Source organism: Nocardia sp. NPDC004151, assembly GCF_042874235.1.
Lineage (GTDB): Bacteria > Actinomycetota > Actinomycetes > Mycobacteriales > Mycobacteriaceae > Nocardia.
This window is the reverse complement of record NZ_JBIAMR010000009.1, coordinates 1-22,685: the sequence shown is the minus strand read 5'-3', so window position 1 is coordinate 22,685 and position 22,685 is coordinate 1. Positions and strand designations below refer to the sequence as shown.

General features: G+C 68.5%; 20 protein-coding genes and 1 rRNA gene. 9 read left to right on the top strand and 12 right to left on the bottom strand.

Annotated features, from left to right (window positions below; genetic code table 11):
* Positions 1-15: 15 nt before the first annotated feature.
* Positions 16-150 carry a hypothetical protein gene (locus ACFYTS_RS20890; RefSeq protein WP_357288780.1) on the top strand — a complete coding sequence of 45 codons (135 nt, stop codon included), beginning with the start codon at positions 16-18 and terminating at the stop codon, positions 148-150.
* A gap of 21 nt (positions 151-171) precedes the next feature.
* Here the strand turns inward: ACFYTS_RS20890 and glnA are convergent, their stop codons facing one another.
* On the bottom strand, positions 172-1,608 hold the full coding sequence (glnA, locus tag ACFYTS_RS20885; protein WP_357096934.1) for a type I glutamate--ammonia ligase: 1,437 nt from the start codon (positions 1,606-1,608) through the stop codon (positions 172-174).
* Positions 1,609-2,046: 438 nt separating this feature from the next.
* On the opposite strand from glnA, the gene ACFYTS_RS20880 reads away from it, so the two are divergent.
* Positions 2,047-2,577: an RDD family protein gene (locus tag ACFYTS_RS20880; protein WP_357288777.1), complete on the top strand. Its 531-nt coding sequence runs from the start codon at positions 2,047-2,049 to the stop codon at positions 2,575-2,577.
* A 273-nt stretch (positions 2,578-2,850) separates the two neighbouring features.
* Positions 2,851-3,762 (top strand): alpha/beta hydrolase-fold protein, encoded by a 912-nt coding sequence (locus ACFYTS_RS20875; protein ID WP_357288774.1) that lies wholly within the window; start codon positions 2,851-2,853, stop codon positions 3,760-3,762.
* Between the two features lie 122 nt (positions 3,763-3,884).
* Here ACFYTS_RS20875 and ACFYTS_RS20870 read toward each other — a convergent pair whose 3' ends face one another.
* Both ACFYTS_RS20870 and ACFYTS_RS20865 read right to left on the bottom strand, forming a co-directional pair.
* Positions 3,885-4,628, bottom strand: coding sequence for a DUF4191 domain-containing protein (locus ACFYTS_RS20870; protein WP_357288771.1), 744 nt, complete (start codon positions 4,626-4,628; stop codon positions 3,885-3,887).
* Positions 4,629-4,789: 161 nt separating this feature from the next.
* Positions 4,790-6,226, bottom strand: a complete 1,437-nt coding sequence (locus ACFYTS_RS20865; RefSeq protein ID WP_387306471.1) for an MFS transporter — start codon at positions 6,224-6,226, stop codon at positions 4,790-4,792.
* Positions 6,227-6,316: 90 nt separating this feature from the next.
* Between ACFYTS_RS20865 and ACFYTS_RS20860 the strand changes: the two genes are divergently transcribed.
* The gene (locus tag ACFYTS_RS20860) at positions 6,317-7,006 is read left to right on the top strand and encodes a TetR/AcrR family transcriptional regulator (protein WP_387306469.1); all 690 of its coding nucleotides are present in this window, start codon (positions 6,317-6,319) and stop codon (positions 7,004-7,006) included.
* Positions 7,007-7,009: 3 nt separating this feature from the next.
* Here the strand turns inward: ACFYTS_RS20860 and ACFYTS_RS20855 are convergent, their stop codons facing one another.
* The 6 genes from ACFYTS_RS20855 to sucB all read right to left on the bottom strand — a co-directional run bounded on the left by ACFYTS_RS20855 (position 7,010) and on the right by sucB (position 14,604).
* On the bottom strand, positions 7,010-9,208 hold the full coding sequence (locus tag ACFYTS_RS20855; protein WP_387306467.1) for an elongation factor G-like protein EF-G2: 2,199 nt from the start codon (positions 9,206-9,208) through the stop codon (positions 7,010-7,012).
* 214 nt (positions 9,209-9,422) lie between these two features.
* Entirely contained in the window at positions 9,423-10,463 is a 1,041-nt protein-coding gene (gene lipA / locus ACFYTS_RS20850) for a lipoyl synthase (RefSeq protein WP_357288759.1), read from the bottom strand.
* 22 nt (positions 10,464-10,485) lie between these two features.
* The gene (gene lipB, locus ACFYTS_RS20845) at positions 10,486-11,238 is read right to left on the bottom strand and encodes a lipoyl(octanoyl) transferase LipB (RefSeq protein ID WP_357288862.1); all 753 of its coding nucleotides are present in this window, start codon (positions 11,236-11,238) and stop codon (positions 10,486-10,488) included.
* A 38-nt stretch (positions 11,239-11,276) separates the two neighbouring features.
* Complete coding sequence (locus tag ACFYTS_RS20840) at positions 11,277-11,789, bottom strand: GNAT family N-acetyltransferase (protein WP_387306880.1); 513 nt, start codon at positions 11,787-11,789, stop codon at positions 11,277-11,279.
* A 132-nt stretch (positions 11,790-11,921) separates the two neighbouring features.
* Positions 11,922-12,821, bottom strand: coding sequence for a TIGR01777 family oxidoreductase (locus ACFYTS_RS20835; RefSeq protein WP_387306465.1), 900 nt, complete (start codon positions 12,819-12,821; stop codon positions 11,922-11,924).
* 34 nt (positions 12,822-12,855) lie between these two features.
* On the bottom strand, positions 12,856-14,604 hold the full coding sequence (sucB, locus tag ACFYTS_RS20830; RefSeq protein WP_387306463.1) for a 2-oxoglutarate dehydrogenase, E2 component, dihydrolipoamide succinyltransferase: 1,749 nt from the start codon (positions 14,602-14,604) through the stop codon (positions 12,856-12,858).
* 460 nt (positions 14,605-15,064) lie between these two features.
* Between sucB and ACFYTS_RS20825 the strand changes: the two genes are divergently transcribed.
* Positions 15,065-15,400, top strand: a complete 336-nt coding sequence (locus ACFYTS_RS20825) for an oxidoreductase (protein ID WP_357288750.1) — start codon at positions 15,065-15,067, stop codon at positions 15,398-15,400.
* Between the two features lie 324 nt (positions 15,401-15,724).
* On the opposite strand, the gene ACFYTS_RS20820 is transcribed toward ACFYTS_RS20825, so the two are convergent.
* Positions 15,725-17,230, bottom strand: a complete 1,506-nt coding sequence (locus ACFYTS_RS20820) for a leucyl aminopeptidase (protein ID WP_387306460.1) — start codon at positions 17,228-17,230, stop codon at positions 15,725-15,727.
* A gap of 139 nt (positions 17,231-17,369) precedes the next feature.
* Here ACFYTS_RS20820 and ACFYTS_RS20815 point away from each other — a divergent pair, with 139 nt between their 5' ends.
* Both ACFYTS_RS20815 and tuf read left to right on the top strand, forming a co-directional pair.
* Positions 17,370-17,660, top strand: a complete 291-nt coding sequence (locus tag ACFYTS_RS20815; RefSeq protein ID WP_387306458.1) for a hypothetical protein — start codon at positions 17,370-17,372, stop codon at positions 17,658-17,660.
* Positions 17,661-17,799: 139 nt separating this feature from the next.
* A complete protein-coding gene (tuf, locus tag ACFYTS_RS20810) occupies positions 17,800-18,996 on the top strand; it encodes an elongation factor Tu (protein ID WP_387306456.1) in 1,197 nt (398 codons plus the stop codon).
* 21 nt (positions 18,997-19,017) lie between these two features.
* Here the strand turns inward: tuf and ACFYTS_RS20805 are convergent, their stop codons facing one another.
* Both ACFYTS_RS20805 and ACFYTS_RS20800 read right to left on the bottom strand, forming a co-directional pair.
* Positions 19,018-20,445: a sugar porter family MFS transporter gene (locus ACFYTS_RS20805; protein WP_387306454.1), complete on the bottom strand. Its 1,428-nt coding sequence runs from the start codon at positions 20,443-20,445 to the stop codon at positions 19,018-19,020.
* 273 nt (positions 20,446-20,718) lie between these two features.
* Positions 20,719-20,925 (bottom strand): hypothetical protein, encoded by a 207-nt coding sequence (locus tag ACFYTS_RS20800; RefSeq protein ID WP_357288735.1) that lies wholly within the window; start codon positions 20,923-20,925, stop codon positions 20,719-20,721.
* A 124-nt stretch (positions 20,926-21,049) separates the two neighbouring features.
* Here ACFYTS_RS20800 and ACFYTS_RS20795 point away from each other — a divergent pair, with 124 nt between their 5' ends.
* Positions 21,050-22,150: an FAD-dependent monooxygenase gene (locus tag ACFYTS_RS20795; protein ID WP_387306452.1), complete on the top strand. Its 1,101-nt coding sequence runs from the start codon at positions 21,050-21,052 to the stop codon at positions 22,148-22,150.
* Between the two features lie 452 nt (positions 22,151-22,602).
* A 16S ribosomal RNA gene (locus ACFYTS_RS20790) occupies positions 22,603-22,685 on the top strand; the annotation flags it as partial.

Here is a 22,685-nt window from a genome sequence, read left to right as displayed (position 1 = left end):
GTAGGTGATGGCGACGTGTTGTTGGATTCGGTACAGCGCTGGCCCGATACAGACGAGTCCACCCGCCAAGTGATCACCGAGATGATCGCCCAGCGGGTGGACTCTGATCCGTCTACCGCGTACGCACTGCGCACCGAACGCGGGGATTAGCCGCGTTCGCGCAGGTCAGGATTACACGTCGTAGTACAGCTCGAACTCGTACGGGTGCGGGCGCAGGTTGACCGGGGCGATCTCCTGCTCACGCTTGATGTTGATCCAGGTCTCGATCAGGTCCTCGGTGAACACGCCACCCTCGGTGAGGTAGTCGTGGTCCTGCTCGAGGCGGTCGATGACCGACGCCAGCGAGGTGGGGGCCTGCGGGATGTTCTTGGCCTCCTCCGGCGGGAGCTCGTAGAGGTCCTTGTCGACCGGAGCCATCGGCTCGATCTTCTTCTTGATGCCGTCCAGGCCGGCCATCATCATGGCGGCGAAGGCCAGGTACGGGTTACCCGAGGAGTCCGGCGCGCGGAACTCGATGCGCTTGGCCTTCGGGTTCGAGCCGGTGATCGGGATACGGATCGCGGCCGAACGGTTGCGCTGCGAGTACACCAGGTTGATGGGGGCCTCGTAGCCCGGCACCAGACGGTGGTACGAGTTCACGGTCGGGTTGGTGAACGCCAGCAGCGACGGGGCGTGGTGCAGGATGCCGCCGATGTAGTGACGCGCCAGGTCCGACAGGCCCGCGTAGCCGGCCTCGTCGTGGAACAGCGGCTTGCCGTCCTTCCACAGCGACTGGTGGGCGTGCATGCCCGAGCCGTTGTCGCCGAACAGCGGCTTCGGCATGAAGGTAACGGTCTTACCCTCCTGCCACGCGGTGTTCTTCACGATGTACTTGAACAGCTGCAGGTCGTCAGCGGCGCCCAGCAGGGTGTTGAAGCGGTAGTTGATCTCGGCCTGACCGGCGGTGCCGACCTCGTGGTGGCCGCGCTCCAGCTCGAAGCCCGCGTTCTGCAGGTTGGTCGAGATCTTGTCGCGCAGGTCGACGTAGTGGTCGTACGGCGCGACCGGGAAGTAACCACCCTTGTTGCGCACCTTGTAGCCACGGTTCGGGGTGCCGTCGGCGTTGTACTCCGCGCCGGTGTTCCAGGAACCCGACACCGAGTCGATCTCGTAGAACGAGCCGTTCATCGCCGAGTCGTAGCGGATCGAGTCGAAGATGTAGAACTCGGCCTCGGCGCCGAAGTAGCAGGTGTCGGCGATGCCGGTCGCGGCCAAGTACTCCTCGGCCTTGCGGGCGACGTTACGCGGGTCGCGGGAGTACGCCTCACGGGTGAACGGGTCGTGCACGAAGAAGTTCATGTTCAGCGTCTTCGCGGCACGGAAGGGGTCGACCCGCGCGGTGCTGTAATCGGGCAGCAGCAGCATGTCCGACTCGTCGATCGACTGGAAGCCGCGGACCGACGAACCGTCGAACGCCAGGCCCTCTTCGGCGAGATCAGCGGTGAACGCCTTCGCCGGGATCGAGAAGTGCTGCTGCACACCGGGGAGGTCGGTGAAGCGAATATCGACGTATTCGAGCTCCTCCTCCTTGATGTACTTGATGACCTCGTCGGCCGTGCTGAACGCCACTTAGTACTCCTTACGGATCGGTTCCCAGCCAGTGGTGACTGCATGGGTTCGTCGCGACCACACGGTATGGATGCGGTGTTTCCCTGCAATCAAGGCTGTGTTTCGCCAGTGTTACACGCACTGCTGGCCGGGGGTTCGGCGGTGCCCCCGGGTTCGCGTGGACGCCGCAGCGGTCGCCGAGCAATGCTCGACCAGCACCGATATCCTGCCACCGACCTGCTCGAACCGGCTGTTAAGACTCTGAAAAGTTAGAGGCCTCACCGCGTCCGACCCGGTGATGGTGACAATCCTCACCGCCGGGCATCCGCCTGGCAACCGGGGCCGCCGGACAGTTGCGACAGCCTCCGGAAAGGCGCCGACAACATATACGATTCCCCTCTCGTCCGCCGATCGACGGGCGTCGGCGACCCGCCCGCAGGCGGCGCATAAGCTGAGTCCATGGCACGCATCACCGGCTCATGGCTGTCCGGACCGAACGCCGAATCCGGAGACAACCCGCTCGGTGACTACCAGGGCAAGGAACTCGGCCTCCCGGCCTCCGGCCCCGGCGCGCTCGCCCCTTTCACCCGCCGCGTGCTGGCCGTGCTGGTGGACTGGTTCATCTCCATGGGCCTGGCCGCCATCATCGTGCGGCCCGACGCGGACAAGATCCTGTCGAAGATGACCATCCCGAAGGGACAGCAGCCGCCCTCGCATTTCGAGGTCGTCACCCAGGCGCTGTCGACTCCGACGCTGGTCGTGTGGTTCGTGCTCGGGATCGTCGCGGTCACACTGTTCGGTTTCACGCCGGGGCAGTACTTCCTGAAGATCAAGGTCAGCCGCGTGGACGCCGACGCGCCGGTCGGTTTCGTCCGGGCGCTGGGCCGGCAGCTCATCCTGCTGTTCGTCATCCCCGCCCTGTTCACCGACAGTGACGGCCGCGGCATGCACGACCGCGCCACCGGCACCGCCCTCGTCTACAGCCGCTGACCCCGCGCGGTCACCGCGTTCACCGGCCCCGGTCACGGACCCGTCGATTCCGGTCACAATTTGTGCTCGGGGTGATTCGAACACATCACGCCGCGTCGAGTCGGCGCGGATCAGCCGCGTTACCTGCGATGCTGTTGGTGCAGTGTGTTGCAAGGCGTTGCCAAATGTTCACCGCTGTTTGCTTTCGATCGGTATGGTGGCGGCGATTTGCCCTGATGCAGCCACCCGGTCGTTGTCAGGGCGGTAGCTGTTGCTGTGCCGATGGAGGGATCGATGGTCGAGGACTACCGGGCGGCCGCGCGGACCCTGAGCCGCCGGTCTCTGCTCGCGACCACCGGACTGGTTGGTTTGGCCGCAGCGGGTGCGGCCGTCGCCGCGGGCGTCAACGCCGCCACCGAAGACGGCGTCCAGCGCACCCAGCATGCCGAGGACATCGGCCAGACGGCAATGGGTCCCGCCCCGATCATCAGCACCGAACGCGTCTACTCGAAGGCCCGCCGGTGCGAGGTCGACCTGGTCACGATCCTGCCGCCCGGCGTCTCCGCCGACAACATCCCCATCTCGCTGCTGTTGCACGGCCTGCACGGCACCGCCCGCAACGCCGCCGTCGGCAATATCGCCGACCTGCTGGCCGCCGCGGTCGCCACCCGCCTCACCCCGGCCTTCGGTTTCGTGGCCCTCGACGGCGGCGACAACTACTGGCACGACCACGGCACCGGCGACGACCCGATGGCCATGCTGCTCGACGAGGTCCCCGGCTGGCTCGCCCAGCGTCGCCTCGCGGGTAAGGACGGACAGCCCTTCGCCTGCACCGGAACCTCCATGGGCGGCTTCGGCGCTCTGGTCTACGCGCGTCGCCGCGCCGAGCAGAACCGCCCGTTGAGCGCGGTAGCCACCATGTCGCCGGGTCTGCTCACCTCGTGGACCGAAATGGCCAAACGCAACGCGTTCATCAATGCCGACCAGTGGGCGGCCCTCGACCCGCTACGCAACCTCGACAAACTCGGCCCGGTCCCCGTCGGCCTGTGGTGCGGCGACCGCGACCGCTTCATCGAGGGCTGCCGCCGCTTCATCGCGACCGCCCGCCCCGAGGTCGGCCTGATCACCCCCGGCACCCACACCGAGGAGTACTGGCGCACCGTCACCCCCGACGTCATCGGCTTCCTCTCCCGCCACCTCCGCTGACCCGTTCGCCGAGTGGCACACCCGGGAGGGGATTCGTCCGATTTCTCCGCCACCATGTGCCACTCGGCGAAAAAGTAGAAGGCCCGCATCCTGGGGGATGCGGGCCTTCTGCTTTCGAGTGATCAGCGGCGGCGGATCGAGCGCTGGACGCCGCGCATCTTCGCGCCGTTGGGCAGCGGGCCCTTGGGCAGGGCCGGGCCGCCGCGGGTGGCGAGGGCCGACAGACGTCCCTCGATATTGTCCATGCGCGCCGCGTCGATATTGCGCGGCAGCTTGCGCAGGTGGCGTTCCAGCTCCTTGAGCGGAACCTGCCCCTCCTCGTTGCCGATCACGATGTCGTAGATCGGGGTGTCGCCGACCAGTCGCGACACCTTCTTCTTCTCCTGTGCCAGAAGCGACTTCACCCGCTGCGGCGAGCCCTCGGCGACCAGTACGACACCGGGCAGGCCGACCACGCGGTGCACCGCGTCGAGCTGGGTGGTGGCCGCGACACCCGGGGTGACCCGCCACTTGCCCTGCAGGTTGTCCAGCACCCAGGCGGCCGCGCCGGCCTGGCCCTCGGCCTTGGCGTACACGTTCTTCTGCACCCGGCGCCCGAAGATGATGAACGCGGCCAGCACGCCCAGCACCAGGCCGATCGGCAGCAGGAACCACTGCAGCCCGAAGATCAGGCCGATCACCAGGAACAGCACGGTCACGCCGACCAGTGCGCCGATCATCAGCGGCAGCAGCAGCTTGTCTTCCTTGCGCTGCATCTGGAACGCCTGCCAGAGCTGCTTGCGACGGTCCTTCGACGCCTGCTTGCGCGCCGCCTTCGCCGCGGCCTTCGCTTCCTTCGACGGATTACCGCCCTTGCCTGCTGCCATGCGGTCCAGCTTAATCGCCGGGTACGCCCGGTTCGCGATGGGATGGACAGTGACGCGACCGGTCGGTGCCCGATGGCCCGAATCGCGGTCGGCGCGAGCGTTTGTCGGCCGGAGCCGCCGCATCGGCCGGAGTTCTTCCAGTCGATGCGGCGCTCGTGGCGTCAGACCGCCGCCCCGACCGGTTCGGTGGCCGCCGCCACGGGTGCTTCGGCGCGCGGGGTCCGCAGGGTGATCAGGGCCAGCGGAATACCCACGGCGACAATGACGCCCGCGACGATGATCGCCAGGCGGTAGCCCTCGAGGAACGCGTGCATCGGAGCCGCGCCCTGCCCGGCCACGGTCGCCGCGCGAGTGGTGAGGATCGCGCCGACGATCGTGACACCGAGCAGCGCCGAGATCTCGCGGCTCGCATTGACCACCGCCCCCGCCGCGCCCGCGACGGCGGGCGGCATCCGGTCCATGATCGCCGTGTTCAACGGAGTCATGAGCAGGCCCGATCCGATGCCGAAGCCGATGAACGCGGGCATCAGGTCGAGGATGTGCCCGTGCTCGCCGATCGTCGAAATATCCAGCAGCGCACCGACGATGCCCGCCACACCCAGTGCCACGGTGACGTTCGTGCCCAGCCGGCGCGCGGCCAGCGGGGCGAGCGGCGACACCAGCACCATGGCGACCGCCATCGGAATGAACGCCGCCCCCGCCGCGGTGGGCGAGAAGCCGAGCACGTTCTGCAGATACATCGCGGTGAAGAAGTAGATACCCATCACCCCGAACCCCCACAGCATCATCACGGCGATGCCGCCGCTGAAGGCGCGAGAGCGGAACATCGACATATCCACCATCGGGTCCGGCCGGCGCGATTCGATGACGACGAACGCCGCGAGCGCGGCCGCGCCCACCGCGAAGCAGCCCACGATCACCGACGAGGTCCAGCCGCGGTTGTGTCCTTCGATCAGGGCGTAGGTGACCGCGAACAGCGCGATCGCGGAGGTCACCAGTCCGGGCAGGTCGAGCCGGTGCCGCACCCGTTCGCGGGTTTCGTCGAGGGTCAGCGCGGTGAGCGCGAAGGTGATGACTCCGAAGGGCACATTGATCAGGAAGATCCAGCTCCAGTCCACGTGCTGGCTGAGCACGCCGCCGGTGAACGGCCCGAGCGCCAAGGCCAGTGCGCCGATGGCACTCCATACGCCGACCGCCTTGGCGCGTTCGGCGTCGTCGGGGAACAGTCCGGCGATGATGGCGAGGGTCGGAGGGATCGCGGCGGCAGCGCCGACGCCTTGCAGCACCCGGGCCCCGATGAGCATGGCCGGGCTGTCGGCGAGTCCGGCCAGCAGTGAGGCGAGGGTGAACACGGCCAGTCCGCCGAGGAACATCCGGCGGCGGCCGAACAGGTCCGCGAGTCGTCCACCGGCCAGCATGAGCCCGGCGAAGACCAGGATGTAGCTGCTCACCACCCATTCCAAGCCGGAGATGGACAGCCCCAGGTCGCTCTGGATGGACGGCAGCGCGACGTTGACCACGTTGTTGTCGAGAAATGTCATGAAGGTCGCCAGGGAAACCCCGATCAGGGCCCACCAGCGGCGGGGCAATAGTGGCATCACAACTCCTATGCGTTGTTCCTGTACATAATTCGCATACGTTGTACATGTACGTGGTACAGGAAAGCCTGTACGTTGTATATTTGTCAAGTGGCAAAAGCGGAGAACCGATTGAGCCGGGAGACCGTCGCCGACGGCGCGATCGCGCTGGCCGACGCCGAGGGCCTCGACGCGCTGACCATCCGGCGACTGGCCCAGGAACTGGGCGTCACCCCGATGGCGCTGTACTGGCATTTCAAGAACAAGGACGAACTGCTGGCCGGCGTCGTCGACCGGCTGTGGGAACAGGTCGACACCACCCGCGACCGGTCGCGCTCGCTGCTGGAACAGTTCCGCGCCCTGGCCGAATCGCTGGTGACGGTGCTGCGCCGGCACCGCACCCTGGTGCCGCTGTTCCAGGTGTCCCGTGACAACGACCCGAGTCCCGGATTCCTGGATGCCACCGAGGCCGCGCTCGAGATCCTCACCGAATACGGCGTGGACGTCGACTCCGCCGCCGCGATCTGCGGCAACACCTTGCGAACCGCCGTCATGTTGGTGCTGGGCGAGCCCGGCGCTCCGGCGCCGCAGCAGTCCGCCGACGACAATGCCGAGATGATTCGCCGCAAGCGCCTCCGGCTGGAAACCCTTCCGCGGCAGCGTTATCCGCGGATCGTGCAGGCCGCCGACGCGCTGACCTCCTGTGAGGCCGATCGGCACTACGGCTTCGGCCTCGACTTCTTCATGACGGCCCTGGCCGCGCTGCCGCTGCCCGCGCGGGTCGGCGCGGAGGAGTCCTGACGGTCAGGCGTGGCCGGATTTGGCCTGCTCCCGCAGACTGTCGGCCAGTTGGTGCGGCATCGGTTCGTGGCGCGCGTAGGCGCGGGTGAAACTCGCCGCGCCATGGGCCAGTGAACGCAGATCCACGGCATAGCGGCTGAGCTCCAGCTCGGGGACTTCGGCCCGAATCGCGGTGCGGCCCAACCCCGCCGGCTCGGTGCCCAGGACCCGGCCGCGGCGACTCGACAGGTCGCCGAGCACCGGGCCGACGTAGGTGTCCGAAACCACCACCAGCACTTCGGCAATGGGTTCCAGCACGCTGATGCGGGCGGTGGCGGCGGCTTCCCGCAAGGCCAGGCCGCCCGCGGTCTGGAAGGCCGCGTCGGAGGAATCCACCGAGTGCGCCTTGCCGTCGAAGAGCGTCACCCGCACGTCGACCAGCGGATATCCGGACGCCACCCCGCGCAGGGCCTGGGCGCGCACACCCTTCTCCACCGACGGGATGAACTGGCGCGGAACGACTCCGCCCACCACCTTGTCCACGAACTCGATGCCCGAACCCTCCGGCAGCGGGGCCACCTCGATCTCGCAGACCGCGAACTGCCCGTGTCCGCCGGACTGCTTCACATGCCGCCCGCGACCGGCCGCCTGGGTGGCGAAGGTTTCGCGCAGGGCCACCTTGTGGTCGACGACGTCGACCTGCACCCCGAACCGGGACCGCAGCCGTTCGAGCGCCACCTCGCGATGCGCCTCGCCCAGGCACCACAACACCAATTGGTGGGTGTCGGGATTCTGTTCGACCCGGACCGTGGGGTCCTCGGCCACGAGTCGCGACAGCCCCTGGGAGAGCTTGTCCTCATCGGCTTTGCCGTGCGCCTTGATGGCGACCGGCAGCAGCGGATCCGGCATGGTCCACGGCTCGATGATGAGCGGGCTGTCCTTGGCGGACAGGGTGTCCCCGGTCTCGGCGTGCGTCAGTTTGCTCACGCACACGATGTCCCCGGCGATGGCCTGCGGCAGCGGCCGCTGCTGTTTCCCGAACGGCGCCGACACCCCGCCGACCCGGTCGTCGGCATCGTGATCTCCGTTCGTGCCGGTGCCGTGCCCGCACACGTGCACGGTGTCGTCGGCGTGCAGGGTGCCCGAGAACACCCGCACCAGCGACAACCGGCCCACGTACGGGTCGGAGGCGGTGCGGATCACCTCGGCGGCCAGCGGCGCGTCCGGATCGCAGGCCAGCGCCGCGGACTTGCCGCCGCTGCCGGTCGCGGACACCGGATGCTCTGCGGGCGTGGGGAATCCGCGGGTGATGAGGTCCAGGATCTCGACGGTGCCGAGCCCCTGGCGCGCGCTCTCGGGTGGGGGAGCGGCGATCAGCATCGGGTGGAAGCTTCCGCGCGCGACCGCCTTCTCCAGGTCGGCGACCAGCGAGGCGAGGTCGATCTCCTCCCCGCCGATGTAGCGGTCCATGAGGGTTTCGTCCTCGCTCTCGGCGATGATGCCCTCGATGAGCCGGTTGCGGGCCTCCTCCATCTGCTCGCGCTGTTCGGCGGAGGCGGGCGTCTCGACGCGTTCCCCGGTCGCGTAGTCGTAGACGTGCTGGGTGAGCAGTTCGATCAGCCCGGTCACCGGCCGGTGCCCGTCGGGGTTCTTGGGCCCGTACACCGGAAGATGCAGCGGCAGTATGGATTCCGCGCGCCCGCCGCCGAGGATCTGGCGGCAGGTCTCGGTCATGTCCTCGAAATCGGCCCGTGCGGTGTCCAGATGGGTGAGCACGATGGCGCGCGGCATGCCGACGCTTGCGCACTCCTCCCACAGCGCCAGCGTGGGTCCGCTGACGCCCTCGACCCCGGCGGCCGCGGAGAGAATGAAAAGGGCCGCGTCCGCTGCTCGCAGACCGGCCCTGAGCTCCCCGACGAAATCGGCGTATCCGGGGGTGTCGAGAAGATTGACCTTGACCTTCTCCCACCCCATCGGCACCACCGACAGCTGCACCGACCGGTGCTGGCGCTGCTCGATGTCGTCGTAGTCGGAGACGCTGGTGCCGTCCTCGACGCGCCCGGCTCTGGGCACCGCCCCGGCGGCCACCGCGAGCGCCTCGACCAGCGTGGTCTTCCCGGACCCGCTGTGCCCGACCAGCACCACATTGCGGATATCGCCGGGCCGTTCGGCCACGACCGCCTTGCCGTTGACACCGTGCGCTGAAATCGTTCGCTCGACCATGGCTCGCTCCGTGGGTCGATCATTGCGGTCCTTCGAGCTTCCCACCAGCGGCGCGCTCCCGTCCACGAATCGCGGGATAACTCGTCTACCGGCGTTTCGGCGAAGGCCGCGCGGCATTCACGTCCGCGCCACCGGAGCAGCGGTTCCGCATATGCGACCGCGCGCCGCGTCCCTCGTGGGTCGCGGCGCGCGGTCTGCGGTGAATCGGGTGCGGCTAGGAGCCGAAGCGGGCCAGCACGCTGGTGGCCTCCTGCGCGGCGCTGCCCTCCTCGGCCAGGTGCGCCATCTCCGGGGAGATCTCGCGGCCGTGGTGGCGCATGGCCTGGGCGTAGAGGCGGCCCGCGCGGTACGAGGACCGGACCAGCGGACCGGCCATGACACCGGCGAAGCCCATCTCCTCGGCGGCCTGGGAGTGCTCGACGAACTCCTCCGGCTTCACCCACCGGTCGACCGGGTGGTGTCGCGGGGAGGGCCGCAGGTACTGGGTGATGGTGATGATGTCGCAGCCCGCCTCGTGCAGGTCGCGCAGGCCCTGGGTGACTTCCTCCGGGGTCTCGCCCATGCCCAGGATCAGGTTGGACTTGGTGACCAGACCGGCCTCGCGGGCCGCGGTGATGACCGCCAGCGACCGCTCGTAGCGGAAGGCGGGACGGATGCGCTTGAAGATGCGCGGCACCGTCTCCAGATTGTGGGCCAGCACCTCCGGCCGCGACTCGAACACCTCGGCCAGCTGCTCGGGCACCGCGTTGAAGTCGGGGATCAGCAGTTCGACGCCGGTGTGCGGGTTGAGGCGCTTGATGGCGCGCACGGTCTCGGCGTACAGCCACGAGCCGCCGTCCTCGAGATCGTCGCGCGCGACGCCGGTGACGGTGGAGTAGCGCAGCCCCATGGCCTGCACGCTCTCGGCCACGCGCCGCGGCTCGTCACGATCGAGGGCGGCGGGCTTGCCGGTGTCGATCTGGCAGAAGTCGCAGCGCCGCGTGCACTGCTCGCCGCCGATGAGGAAGGTGGCCTCGCGGTCCTCCCAGCATTCGAAGATGTTGGGACACCCGGCTTCCTCGCAGACCGTGTGCAGCCCTTCGCGTTTCACCAGGCCCTTGAGTTCGGTGTACTCGGGGCCCATGGTGGCGCGGGTGCGGATCCACGAGGGTTTGCGCTCGATCGGGGTCTCGGCGTTGCGGGCCTCGATGCGAAGCAGCTTGCGGCCGTTGGGTGCGGCCGGATCGTTAGGTGTCGGGGTATCGACGGAGGTCACTTGGTTCACCCTACGCTTGTGGTCATTCGGCCTTGACGGGCGCTTCGTCGCGCGCCGCGGGGATCGGTTCGGGGCATTCGGCGGCGGCTGCGGCGCAACGGGACACGGTGTGGTCGGCCACCGTCAACTCGCCGTCGAGGGCGCGGGCGATCGCGTCGGCGACCAGCGGCCGCACCTCGGCGACGGTGACGTCCCGGCCGAGTTCGCGGCTCAGGGTGGTGACCCCGGCATCGCGGATGCCGCACGGCACGATCGCGTCGAAACCGTCCAGGCTGGAATCGCAGTTGAGCGCGATGCCGTGCAGGGCGACGCCACGCTGCACGCGCACGCCGATCGCGGCGACCTTGCGCTCGGGCAGGAACTGGTTCGCCGGGACCCACACGCCCGAACGGCCTTCCACCCGACCGGTTTCCAGCCCGAGCCGCGCGCACACGGCGATCAGCGCCTCCTCGAGGCGGCGCACGTACGCGACGACATCGACCGGTTCGGCCAGCCGCACGATCGGGTAGCCGACCAATTGCCCCGGCCCGTGCCAGGTGATCTTCCCGCCGCGGTCGACCGCGATGACCGGGCTGCCGTCCACGGGCAGATCCCGCGGCTCGGTGCGGCGTCCGGCGGTGTAGACGAAGGGGTGTTCCAGCAGCAGCAGTCGATCCTGCCCGATGCCTTCGGCGCGTTCGTCGGCGATGGACCGCTGCAGTTCCCAGGCTCGCTGATAGTCGATCAGGCCCAGATCTTCGACCGCGAGGGGTGTGCTGTCGAAGCGAGCCGACACCGCGCGGGGTAACGCCGCGGTGGCCGTAGTGCTCTCGCTCACGATGGCGACGCTACTCCTTCGGGGAAGGTCCGTTGCATGAGCGTCAGGTCCATCCAGCGCCCGAATTTGTGCCCGACTTCGGGCAGCTGCCCGACGGTGCTGAAGCCGAATTTCTCGTGCAGGGCGATCGACGTGCGGTTACTCGACTCGATCGCCGCGATCATGGCGTGCACGTCGCCGCTCTCGGCTCGTGCCAGCAGCGCCCGCATGAGCGCGGTGGCCACGCCGCGGCGATGGAATATATCTGACACGTACACCGAGTTCTCGACCGAGAACCGGTAGCCCGACTTGGGCCGGAACTGCCCGTAACTCGCGTACCCCGCCAGCTTGCCGCCGATCTCGGCGACCAGCACCGGATGGCCGGCGCCGGTCCGCGCCGCGAACCAGGCCTCGCGCTCGCGGATGTCGGCCGGTTCGGTATCCCAGATGGCCGTGGTCTCGGCGATGGCGTTGTTGTGGATCACCAGGATCTCGGGCAGATCGCTCTCGCGTGCGTCCCGCACCACCACGACGGACGGTTGATTGGTCACGCCCCCACGGTATCCGCGCGGTTGCTGTGACGTGCACCGCGCCCGGCGTCAGCCGAAGGCGTCCCCGCGTCGGCCGAAAGTGCCCTGGCCGCAGCCGCCGTCGGCCCGTAGTCAGCCCGAGTGGCCGAGCGTCGCGGTCAGCGCCGCGCCGATGGTCGGGTGCTGGAACTGGTACCCGGCTTCCTCCAGCGCGGTGGGAATCGCCCTGGGCCCGTGCAGAATCGCCTCGTTTGCGAACTCGCCGACCGCGAGCTTCAATGCGAACGCGGGCACCATCAACGGCGTCGGCCGATGCATGACCCGCCCCAGCGCCCGCGTGAACTCGGCATTGGTGACCGGCGCGGGACCGCACATATTGACCGGCCCGGAAAGGTTCTCGTGGGTGAGCGCGTACACGATCGCCCCCACCTCGTCGTCGAGCGAGATCCACGGGACGTACTGCCGCCCGCTGCCGAGCCGCCCGCCGAGCCCGAGATAGTAGAGCGGGTACAGCATTCCGAGCATGCCGCCGTGCCGTGCCAGCACCACCGCCGAACGCAGCAGCACCGTGCGCACTCCGGCGTCGGCGGCCTGTTCGGTGGCGGCCTCCCAGTCGGCGCAGAGCCGGGCCAGGAATCCTGTTCCGGCGGGGGAACTCTCGGTGACGACCCGCTCGCCGGTCTCGCCGCCGTAGTAGTGCGCACCGCTGGCGTTGACCAGCGTCGGCACTCCGGCGTCGGCGACCGCGGCGGCCAGGACGTCGGTGGGGACGATGCGGCTGTCGCGCAGCTCCTGTTTGTAGCTGCCGTTCCAGCGCCGCCGCCCGATGCTCGCGCCGCAGAGGTTCACCACGGCGTCCGCACCGCGCAGCGCGCGCTCGTCCAGGTTGGAACGGACCGGATCCCAGGTGAATTCGTCGCGGGCGTGCACGGGACGGCGCACGAGGCGGGTGACCTCGTGCCCGTCGCGGCGCAGGGCCGCGACGAGTGCCGTCCCGATCAGTCCGGACGAACCGGCGACCACGATCTTCATCCGATCCAACCCCCGACCCGTCTCCGTTCCGGCCTCAGAGGCCCAGGTCACCCTCGAACGCGGCCTCTTCCAGACGGTGCTTGATCGTGGTCACGAAGCGACCCGCGTCGGCGCCGTCGATGAGGCGGTGGTCGTAGGTGAGCGGCAGGTAGGCCATCGACCGGATGCCGATGAACTCGTTGCCGTCGTCGGTGATTACCATGGGGCGCTTGACGATCGCGCCGGTGCCGAGCTCGGCGGCCTGCGGCGGCACCAGAATCGGGGTGTCGAACAGCGCGCCGTTCGAGCCGATGTTGGTGATGGTGAAGGTGCCGTTGGCCAGCTCGTCCGGCTTGAGGCCGCCGGTGCGGGCGCGGTTGGCGATGTCGGCGATGGCGCGCGCCAGTCCGGCCAGCGACAGGTCGTTGGCGTTGTGGATGATCGGCGAGAGCAGACCCTGCTCGGTGTCGACCGCGATACCCAGGTTGACCACCGAGTGGTAGGTGATCTCCTTGGTCTCCGAGTTGTAGGAGGCGTTGATGTTCGGGTGCACGGCCAGCGCCTCGATGACGGCCTTGGCGTAGAACGGCAGGAACGTGAGGTTCACGCCCTCGCGCTGCTTGAACGAGGCCTTGGCGCGGTTGCGCAGGGACGCGATCTTGGTCATGTCGACCTCGTGCACCTGGGTGAGCTGCGCGGTGGTCTGCAACGACTCGAGCGTCTTGGCCGCGGTGATCTGCCGGATACGGCTGGCCTTCTGGACCGTGCCGGTGAGGTGCGACAGCGACGGACGCGGCGCGGCGGCGGCAGCGGCCGGGGCGGCCGGAGCAGCGGCGGCGGGCGCGGCGGCAGCGGGCGCGGGAGCCTTCTTGGCCTCCGCGGCGGCGAGGACATCCTGCTTGCGGATGCGGCCGCCGACTCCGGAGCCGGTCACGGCGGCGAGGTCAACGTTGTTCTCGGCGGCCAGCTTTCGCACCAGCGGGGTGACGTAGGGGCCACCGTTGCTGGAGGGCTCGTCGGCCGGGGTCGCCGCGGCCGGAACCGGGGCGGTCTTCGGCGCGGGAGCCGGGGCCGGAGCGGCCGGAGCGGGCGCGGGAGCCGCGGCGGCCGGAGCCGGAGCGGGCGCAGGCGCGGGGGCCGGAGCGGGCGCAGGCGCGGGGGCCGGAGCGGGCGCCGGGGCGGCCGCGGGGGCGCCGCTGCCGATGACGCCCAGCTGTCCGCCGACCTCGATGACGTCGTCTTCCTGCGCGGAGATCTCCAGCAGGGTGCCCGCGACCGGGGACGGAATCTCGGTGTCGACCTTGTCGGTGGAGACCTCGAGCAACGGCTCGTCCACGGCGACCTGGTCGCCGACCTGCTTGAGCCAGCGGGTGACGGTGCCCTCGGTGACGGACTCACCGAGCTCCGGCATCTTGACCGGGGTGCCGGAGGCGGCAGCGGCGGGGGCGGGCGCGGCGGCCGGAGCCGGGGCGGGTGCGGCGGCGACCGGCTGCGGGGCCGGGGCGGGAGCCGCCGGCGCGGGGGCCGGGGCAGGGGTCGCGGCGGGGGCCGGGGCCGGAGCGGAACCGGCCTCGCCGATCACGCCGAGTTCGCCGCCGACCTCGATGACATCGTCTTCCTGGGCGACGATCTTCACGAGAACGCCGGCGACCGGGGACGGGATCTCGGTGTCGACCTTGTCGGTGGAGACCTCGAGCAACGGCTCGTCGACCTCGACCGTGTCTCCCTCCTTCTTCAGCCACCTGGTGACGGTGCCCTCGGTGACGCTCTCACCAAGAGCTGGCATCTGGACGGAGAAGGTCATGTCCGTTGACTCCTCTGACTGCTCGTCGGGTTAAACAGTTCGTCTCTCCGCGGGCGTGGCACCGCGGGTCGCGGTGTCGTCCCGGACGGCCACCGCAGGGTGATGGCACCGGAGATCCGTGTTGGTTCTTGTTCCAGCCACCCATCCTTGCACTCGTCCGGGTGCGGCGTGTCACAGGGCGGCGGTTGTGCCGACCTCTCTTCGCCACATTTCCCGGCGTGAGCGTCGAACGCCACGGCGCGCGGGTGAAATAGCGGGATGCCATGACACGTATCACGTTTGCGCCGTCCTGGCCTTTCCGGCGTGCCGCTGACCGGACCGCGCACCCCCGCTGAGCCGATTCTGAAGGGATTCTGTGCAGCTGCTATGGAAATGGCCGATGGTCTGGCGAAGTGGGCGTGAGCTGCGCACTATCGAAGTATCCGGCGGTTTTCCGAAGCCGGGGAGGAGGTTGACGAGAATGGGTTTCCTGGATCTGTTCGGGCACAGCGGTACCGCGCGCCGAGGCGAGGCCGATCCGGCCGACATGGGCCATCTCGTGGCCTGGACGCGAAACCATTACGGCGTGGAGGCTTTCGTCGAGCCGCGCACCACGGTCACCGATGTCACGGTGCTGCTCGTCGCGCATGACGGCGAATGGACCCGTCGCGTGGTCGGCGAACGCGGAGCGCAGCGCCTCTCGGGCGCCCTCGGCATTCCGGTCTACGACGCCCGTCGCGTCGGCTACCCGCAGCGCATGCGCGACTACGACGCCCGTCGCCGCATCCTGGAACGCCGCACCGCCCAATGGGCCTGAGCCCCGTGGACACCCTGGGCCGCAAGCTGTTCGGGGGCGCGTGCTCGATCGGCACCGCCGCCAACACGATCGAGGCCGGCGGCGACATGTCGGTGCCGCGACCATTCCCCGGGTGTTGACGCTGGTCTGCGGACCTGCATGGCCGAGCAAGGGTCTCCTGCTGGTCCGGAGCCGATGCTGGATCTGCGGCTGTTACGACCGGGCAGCTTCGGGGCCGCGCTGTTGCTGTGCACCCCGCGCCGAGCGCTGACGCGAACGCCCGCCCCGCTGTGCAAGCGGGGCGGGCGTTTTGTCACAGGACCCGTGTCACGACCAGGGGCGCGATTACTCCGCGGCGATGTCCTCGAGCGTGGCGATCAGCGTGCGGACCGGAACGCCGGTGCCGCCCTTGCCGATGTAGCCGAACGGTCCGCCGGTGTTGTAGGCGGGCCCGGCGACATCCAGGTGCGCCCACTGCACGCTCTCGGACACGAACTCCTTGAGGAACAGTCCCGCCGACAGCATGCCGCCCCAGCGGTGCGGTGCGACGTTCTGCAGATCCGCGATCTTGGAGTTCAGGTCGGCGCGCAGCTCCGCGGGAAGCGGCATGGCCCAGGCGTTCTCGCCGACGGCCTGCGAGATGCGCGCCACCCGGTCGCGGAAGGCGTCGGTGCCCATGACGCCTGGGGTGCGGGTGCCCAGCGCCACCATCTGCGCACCGGTGAGGGTGGCGACGTCGATGACGTAGTCCGGCTCGTCCTCGGCCGCGCGCACCAGCGCGTCGGCCAGGATGAGGCGTCCCTCGGCGTCGGTGTTGATGACCTCGACGGTGGTGCCGCCGTACTGGGTGAGCACGTCACCGGGCCGCTGCGCGGTGGCCGAGGGCATGTTCTCGGCCATGGGCACGGTGGCGATGACGGTGAGCGGCAGGCTCAGTCGCGCCGCCAGCAGCGTGGTGGCGATGACCGCCGCCGCGCCGCCCATGTCGGAGGTCATGTTCTCCATCGACTGCGCGGGCTTGATCGAGATGCCGCCGGTGTCGAAGGTGATGCCCTTGCCGATCAGCGCGACCTTGGGGTCGCCGCCCGCGTAGGTGATGCGGATCAGGCGCGGCGGCCGCGAGGAGCCCTTGCCGACGCCGAGAATGCCGCCGTAGCCCTGGGATTCGAGTTCGGTCTCGTCGAGGACCTCGACCTGGAGACCGGCCGCCTTGGCCAGTTCGGCCGCGCGGTTGGCGAATTCGGCCGGGAACAGGTCGCTCGGCGGGGTGTTCACGAAATCGCGTGCGGTGGCGACGGCTTCGGCGATGGCCTGCGCCCGGAACAGCTCCTCCTCGCCGAATCCCGGTGCGGGCACCAGGAATTCGACCCGCTGCACCGGCTGTTCTTCGGGCTTGGGCGCGCTCTTGGCGGACTTGAACGCGGTGAACTGGTACGCGCCCAGGTAGAACCCCTCGGCCGCGGCGCCCAGATCCAGGCCCGACAGCGTGGTGACCGCGGTGGCGACCCCGGTGAGCGCCCGTCCGGCCGCGCCGGCCGACTTGCGCACCTGCTCGGCGTCGAGCTTGTCCACTGCCCCGAGCCCGACCGCCAGCACGAAGTCCACGCCCAGCCCGGCGGGCGCGGGCACCTTGGTGACCTCTTCGCCCTTGCCCTTGGCCCCGACCGCCCGCAGCGCGCTCACCAGGGCGTCGCGGGTGTCGCCGTCGAGCACATCCTCGAACGCGTCGGCGGGCGCGATGACCAGCCCGTCTTCCGACGAGGTGAGTCCGATGACCAGGACATCGGCCTCCCCGATGCCCTCGGTGCGGGCGAGTTCCGGCCCGAGCGAACGATCTGCAACAGCTGTCATAGCTGCCCACGTTACTGCGCCGCTCCGGCCGCAGCCGGTTGGGCGCGGACCGCACGATAGATTGCTAAGTGATTGCTGATTGCCCCGAATCGTCTCGGCACGAAAGGGTCGTCATATGGCGTCACCGAGGAAGGCGCGTATGGCCGGGTCGGCTGTCGCCCTGGTCGCGGCCGTGTCCGCCGGCTGCGTGCTGCCTAGTTGCTCCGGCACCAGTCCGGCCCCGACGCCGACCACCGTCACCACGCTGGCGTCGATACCGCCGACTTCCGTCCAGCCCGAGCACAATGTCGGCGACGACTGCTCCGACGGCCGCATCGTCGCGCAATGGGGTCTGACCGCCGACGGCCGGTGGGTCTGTGTCCCGAAGGAACAGGCCACCTCGACCGAGCCGACCCCGCCGACATCCGCCGGTGAGCCAGGCGGCCGCTGACCGCTCGGCGAATTCGCGGAAAACCTCTGTTCGGGACGGGTTTTCGTCAACGGTCCTCGACGTCTGTTTCGCCCGATTTCCAGCTCTTCCGCCCTCCGTCCTCCCTACCCTGGAATCGACGGGTGCGCAGGAGGTTCCAGTGGCGAAGGCGAGATTCCAGCGGACGAAGCCGCATGTCAATGTCGGCACCATCGGCCATATCGACCACGGCAAGACCACGCTCACCGCGGCCATCACCCGGGTCCTGCACGACCGATATCCGGACCTGAATCCCTACACCCCCTTCGAGGCCATCGACAAGGCCCCCGAGGAACGCCAGCGCGGCATCACCATCTCCATCGCGCACGTCGAATACCAAACGGAGAACCGGTATTACGCGCACGTCGACTGCCCCGGGCACGCCGACTACATCAAGAACATGATCACCGGCGCCGCCCAGATGGACGGCGCGATCCTGGTGGTCGCAGCCACCGACGGCCCGATGCCGCAGACCAAGGAGCACGTCATCCTGGCCCGGCAGGTCGGCGTCCCGAAAATCGTGGTGGCGCTGAACAAGTGCGACATGGTGGAGGACGAGGAGATCCTGGAGCTGGTCGAACTCGAGGTGAGCGAACTGCTCAGCGAATACGAGTTCGACGGCGACAACAGCCCCATCGTTCAGGTCTCCGCCTTCCAGGCGCTGTCCGATCCGACGGGGGAGTGGGGCGCGACGATCACCGAACTGCTGGCCGCCGTGGACGACTGGATCGACACCCCCGCCCGCGAGGTGGAGAAACCGTTCCTCATGCCCATCGAGGACGTCTTCACCATCACCGGCCGCGGCACCGTCGTCACCGGCCGCATCGAGCGCGGCGTACTCAAGGTCAATGCCGAGGTCGAGATCGTCGGCATCCGCCCGAAAACCACCAAGACCACCGTCACCGGCATCGAGATGTTCCGGAAACTCCTGGATGAGGGCCAGGCGGGGGAGAACGTGGGCCTGCTGCTGCGCGGCGTCCGCCGCGAGGACGTGGAACGCGGCCAATGCGTCATCAAGCCCGGTTCGGTCACCCCGCACACACAGTTCGAGGGTCAGGCGTACATCCTGTCGAAGGAGGAGGGCGGCCGCCACACCCCCTTCTTCAACAACTACCGCCCCCAGTTCTACTTCCGCACAACCGATGTCACCGGCGTCGTGACCCTGCCGACGGCAGTGGAGATGGTGCTGCCCGGCGACAATGTCTCCATGGAAGTCGTGCTGATCCAGCCGATCGCCATGGAGGTGGGCCTCAAATTCGCCATTCGTGAGGGCGGCCGGACCGTCGGCGCGGGCCAGATCACCAAGATCCTGAAATAGCCCGGCCGCCGCGCGCGGGTGTCAGCCCATCTCCTCCAGCGCCTTGCCCTTGGTCTCGGGAACGAACCTGAGCACGAACGGAATCGAGAGCAGCGCGAACAGCGTGTAGATGACGTACGTCCCCGACAGGTTCCAATCCGCGAGGCTGGGGAAGCTGGCGGTGATGACCCAGTTGGCGATCCACTGCGCCGACGCCGCCACACCCAGCGCGGCCGCGCGCAGCCTGTTCGGGAACATCTCACCCAGCAGCACCCACACCACCACACCCCACGACAGCGCGAAGAACAGCACGAAGCAGTGCGCCGCGACCAGCGCGACAATGCCCTGCGCGTGCGGCAGCGACACGTCGTCGCCGGACCCGGTCTTGGCCGAGAACGCCCACGCCTCCAGCCCCAGCGCGACGACCATGCCCGTGGAGCCGATGAGCGCCAGCGGTTTCCGCCCAATCCGATCGACCAGCAGCATGGCGATCACGGTGCCGACGATATTGATGATCGAGGTGGTGAACGAATAGAAGAACGAACTGGACGGATCGATGCCGACCGACTGCCACAGCGTCGCCGAGTAGTAGAAGACCACATTGATGCCGACCAGCTGCTGGAACATCGACAGCCCGATACCGATCCACACCACCGGAAGGAACCCGAACCCCCCGCCCAGCAGATCCTTGAACGTCGACCGGTGCTCGCTGTGCATGGCCTGCTCGATCTGCGTGACCCGGGCGTCCAGATCGCCCGTGCCGCGCTCGACCTCGGCCAGCACCTGCTTCGCCTTCTCGATCTTGCCGACCGAGATCAGATACCGCGGCGACTCCGGAATCGTGAAGGAGAACAGCCCGTACAGCCCGGCCGGAATCACCATCACGCCGAGCATCCACTGCCAGGCCTCCAGCCCCGCGATACTCCCGCGCTGCTCACCGCCCGCCATCTTCAGGATCGCGAAGTTCACCAGCTGCGAGGTCGCGATGCCGATCACGATGGCCGCCTGCTGGAACGAGGCCAGCCGCCCGCGATACGCCGGCGGCGACACCTCGGCGATATAGGCGGGCCCGATCACCGAGGCCATCCCGATCCCGATCCCGCCGATGACCCGCCACATGGCCAGATCCCACAGCGCGAACGGCAACGCCGACCCGATCGCGCTGGCCGTGAACAGCGTCGCCGCGATCCGCATCACCCAGATGCGCCCGATCCGATCCGCGATCCGCCCGGCGATGGCCGCGCCCACCGCGCAGCCGATCAACGCGATCGCCACCACCTGCGCCAGCGTCGCCGACCCGATGTCGTACCGATCGCGGATGGCCTCGACCGCGCCATTGATGACGGAACTGTCGTATCCGAACAGGAATCCGCCCATCGCGGCCGCCGCGGTGATGAACACGACGTAGACCAGGCTGTCGGCCCCGCGCTCCTGATCGTCCGAGGTTCGCGACCCCACTGTTGAGTTCACGCCGACTCCTTCGTCCGGACCCGGGTCGTGAAACCCAAGCCATCCTCTCTGGGCTCGGCCGAGATGACGCACAGACCCCGTCAGACGGCGTACTTCGACCATTCTTGCTGGGGGAATGCCCATGAATGCTCAACGCAACGCCGAACTGGTCGTCCGGTTCTCCGGTGGTTCATTCGGTTCCGTGGTCGGCCAACGCCCACCCTCGGCCGGGGCCATGCGTGAACCCATCGGAGGGCGGACCAATCGGGCGGAAGGGCCTCGGTCCACGCCCTCTCAGCGCCGCGGCAGCCCCGGTATCCGCGGAACCCGCAGCCGCCCCAGCCGATTCGCCCGCGCCGTCTCGCGCGCGAGCGCCTCGGCCGCCAACTGGTCGGCCAGCGCCAGCAACTGCCGAGCCGCGATCACGTCACCCCGCTTGGCCGCCTCCACCGCCGCCTCCACCGCCCGCGACACCCCGGTGCGATCCGCCTGTCCACCCATACCGCTTGCCCTCCACTCGATTTCCGGTCGGGAGGTATTCGGTGCCGCGATCCAGCGCACTCCTACGACTTCGGGATGAATCGGAGATTTACGATCGCGCCACGCCTACGTTCAGGAAGGGATCATGGCCGAAGCCAAGGGCAGGGCCGGGATTGTCGGGGGCGGAATCGGCGGCCTGGCCGCCGCGATCGCACTGCGCGCGGCGGGCTGGGAGGTCGTCGTCTACGAGTGCGCGCCCCAGTTCACCGAGGTGGGCGCGGGAATCGTCCTCGCGGCCAATGCCTTGAATGCCTTGGACCTGCTCGGGGTGGGTGAGGCGGTGAGAGCGGGGACCCTGCCGGATCGACGTGGCTTCGCGCGGAACGATCGCGGGCGGGTCCTCGTGGACGCACGCATCAGCGACTTCACCGGCGGGGTGGTCGCCCTGCACCGCGCCGACCTGATCGCGATCCTCGCCGCCGCGGTGCCTGCGGACTGCGTCCGCACAGGTACCCGGGTTATCGACGTCCACGCGGACGGGCGGGTCGAAACCGCCACCGGAGCCGACCCATACGACCTGGTCGTCGGTGCTGATGGCGTCAACAGCGTGGTCCGAAGCCGGCTGTGGCCGCGGGAGCGCCCGGTGCAGCGGACCGGAATCGCCGCGTGGCGATGGGTCCTCGACCTTCCCGCGCCCGACCCCGTGGGCGTGATCCTGGGCCGGCATGGCGAAGCCGGAGTGGTGCCGATCGCGGGCGACCGCACCTATGTCTTCACCGCGGGCCGCCCCGGCATCTCGGACCTGGACTACTTCACCGACTGGCCCGATCCGCTACCGGAACTCATCGCCGTCACCGACCGCTCGACCGTGGTGACCGATGAACTGCTCGAAATCGATGTCCCGCGCCACCTGTGGAATGGCCGCGTGGCCCTGATCGGGGACGCGGCCCACGCGATGCGCCCAACCCTGGGCCAGGGAGCGGGCATGGCGTTGGAGGACGCCGTCACCCTGGCGGCCTGCGCACCGGATCTCGCCCACTATTCCGCCGCCCGCCGGAGCCGAGTCGCCCGGATGAGCTTCCTGTCCAAACACGGAACCCGCATGACCTCCCCGGGCTCGGCCACTCTCGCCGCCTTGCGCGACGCCGCATTCCTCGCGATCCCGAACAAAGTCTCGGTAGCGATGTTCCGTTCCCACAGCCGCCGCATCCTCGAAGGCTGGAAGCCCCCGCAGTCCTCCGCGTAGTCGCCGGAAAACCGCAGGTAGAGAGGCGATTTGACTTTGCTTCGACGCACCACGTAACTTATTCCAGGTCAGAGCGACACGGACACCGACCCGGAGCCCCAAGGGCCTGGGAAACGAGGTTGGACGAGGAGCGCCTGATGATCACACTAGTTCCACCTGACCAGCGGATTTGGTTCTGCTGCATGGCCGGGGCTAAGCTTGAAAAGTTGCCTAGCTAGTCGAACGGGCTCACCGCTCGGATCGATGGCTTGTGCGTGTGTTCTTTGAGAACTCAATAGTGTGTCGATGAATGTCAGTGCCAAATTTTGAAATTTGGTTCCGGCCTCACACCCCCCGTGTGTTGGGGTCGGACATTTAAGTCGGTCAATTTTCCGGCCGACTGTTTTGCTAGGTTTTCGGACTCTGGTTCGAGATACTTCTGATTCGCTGCTTCGGCAGTAAATCTAGAGTCTTCAACGGAGAGTTTGATCCTGGCTCAGGACGAACGCTAGCGGCGTGCTTAACACATGCAAGTCGAGCGGTAAGGCCCTTCGGG

What these genes read in the sequence shown, in the direction of transcription:
- ACFYTS_RS20880 (WP_357288777.1), top strand. Translation starts at nt 2,047, where the DNA reads ATGGCACGCATCACCGGCTCATGGCTGTCCGGACCGAACGCCGAATCC.
- ACFYTS_RS20875 (WP_357288774.1), top strand. Translation starts at nt 2,851, where the DNA reads ATGGTCGAGGACTACCGGGCGGCCGCGCGGACCCTGAGCCGCCGGTCT.
- ACFYTS_RS20870 (WP_357288771.1), bottom strand. Translation starts at nt 4,628, where the DNA reads ATGGCAGCAGGCAAGGGCGGTAATCCGTCGAAGGAAGCGAAGGCCGCG.
- ACFYTS_RS20865 (WP_387306471.1), bottom strand. Translation starts at nt 6,226, where the DNA reads ATGCCACTATTGCCCCGCCGCTGGTGGGCCCTGATCGGGGTTTCCCTG.
- ACFYTS_RS20855 (WP_387306467.1), bottom strand. Translation starts at nt 9,208, where the DNA reads ATGGTCGAGCGAACGATTTCAGCGCACGGTGTCAACGGCAAGGCGGTC.
- ACFYTS_RS20835 (WP_387306465.1), bottom strand. Translation starts at nt 12,821, where the DNA reads ATGAAGATCGTGGTCGCCGGTTCGTCCGGACTGATCGGGACGGCACTC.
- sucB (WP_387306463.1), bottom strand. Translation starts at nt 14,604, where the DNA reads ATGACCTTCTCCGTCCAGATGCCAGCTCTTGGTGAGAGCGTCACCGAG.
- ACFYTS_RS20825 (WP_357288750.1), top strand. Translation starts at nt 15,065, where the DNA reads ATGGGTTTCCTGGATCTGTTCGGGCACAGCGGTACCGCGCGCCGAGGC.
- ACFYTS_RS20820 (WP_387306460.1), bottom strand. Translation starts at nt 17,230, where the DNA reads ATGACAGCTGTTGCAGATCGTTCGCTCGGGCCGGAACTCGCCCGCACC.
- ACFYTS_RS20815 (WP_387306458.1), top strand. Translation starts at nt 17,370, where the DNA reads ATGGCCGGGTCGGCTGTCGCCCTGGTCGCGGCCGTGTCCGCCGGCTGC.
- ACFYTS_RS20800 (WP_357288735.1), bottom strand. Translation starts at nt 20,925, where the DNA reads ATGGGTGGACAGGCGGATCGCACCGGGGTGTCGCGGGCGGTGGAGGCG.
- ACFYTS_RS20795 (WP_387306452.1), top strand. Translation starts at nt 21,050, where the DNA reads ATGGCCGAAGCCAAGGGCAGGGCCGGGATTGTCGGGGGCGGAATCGGC.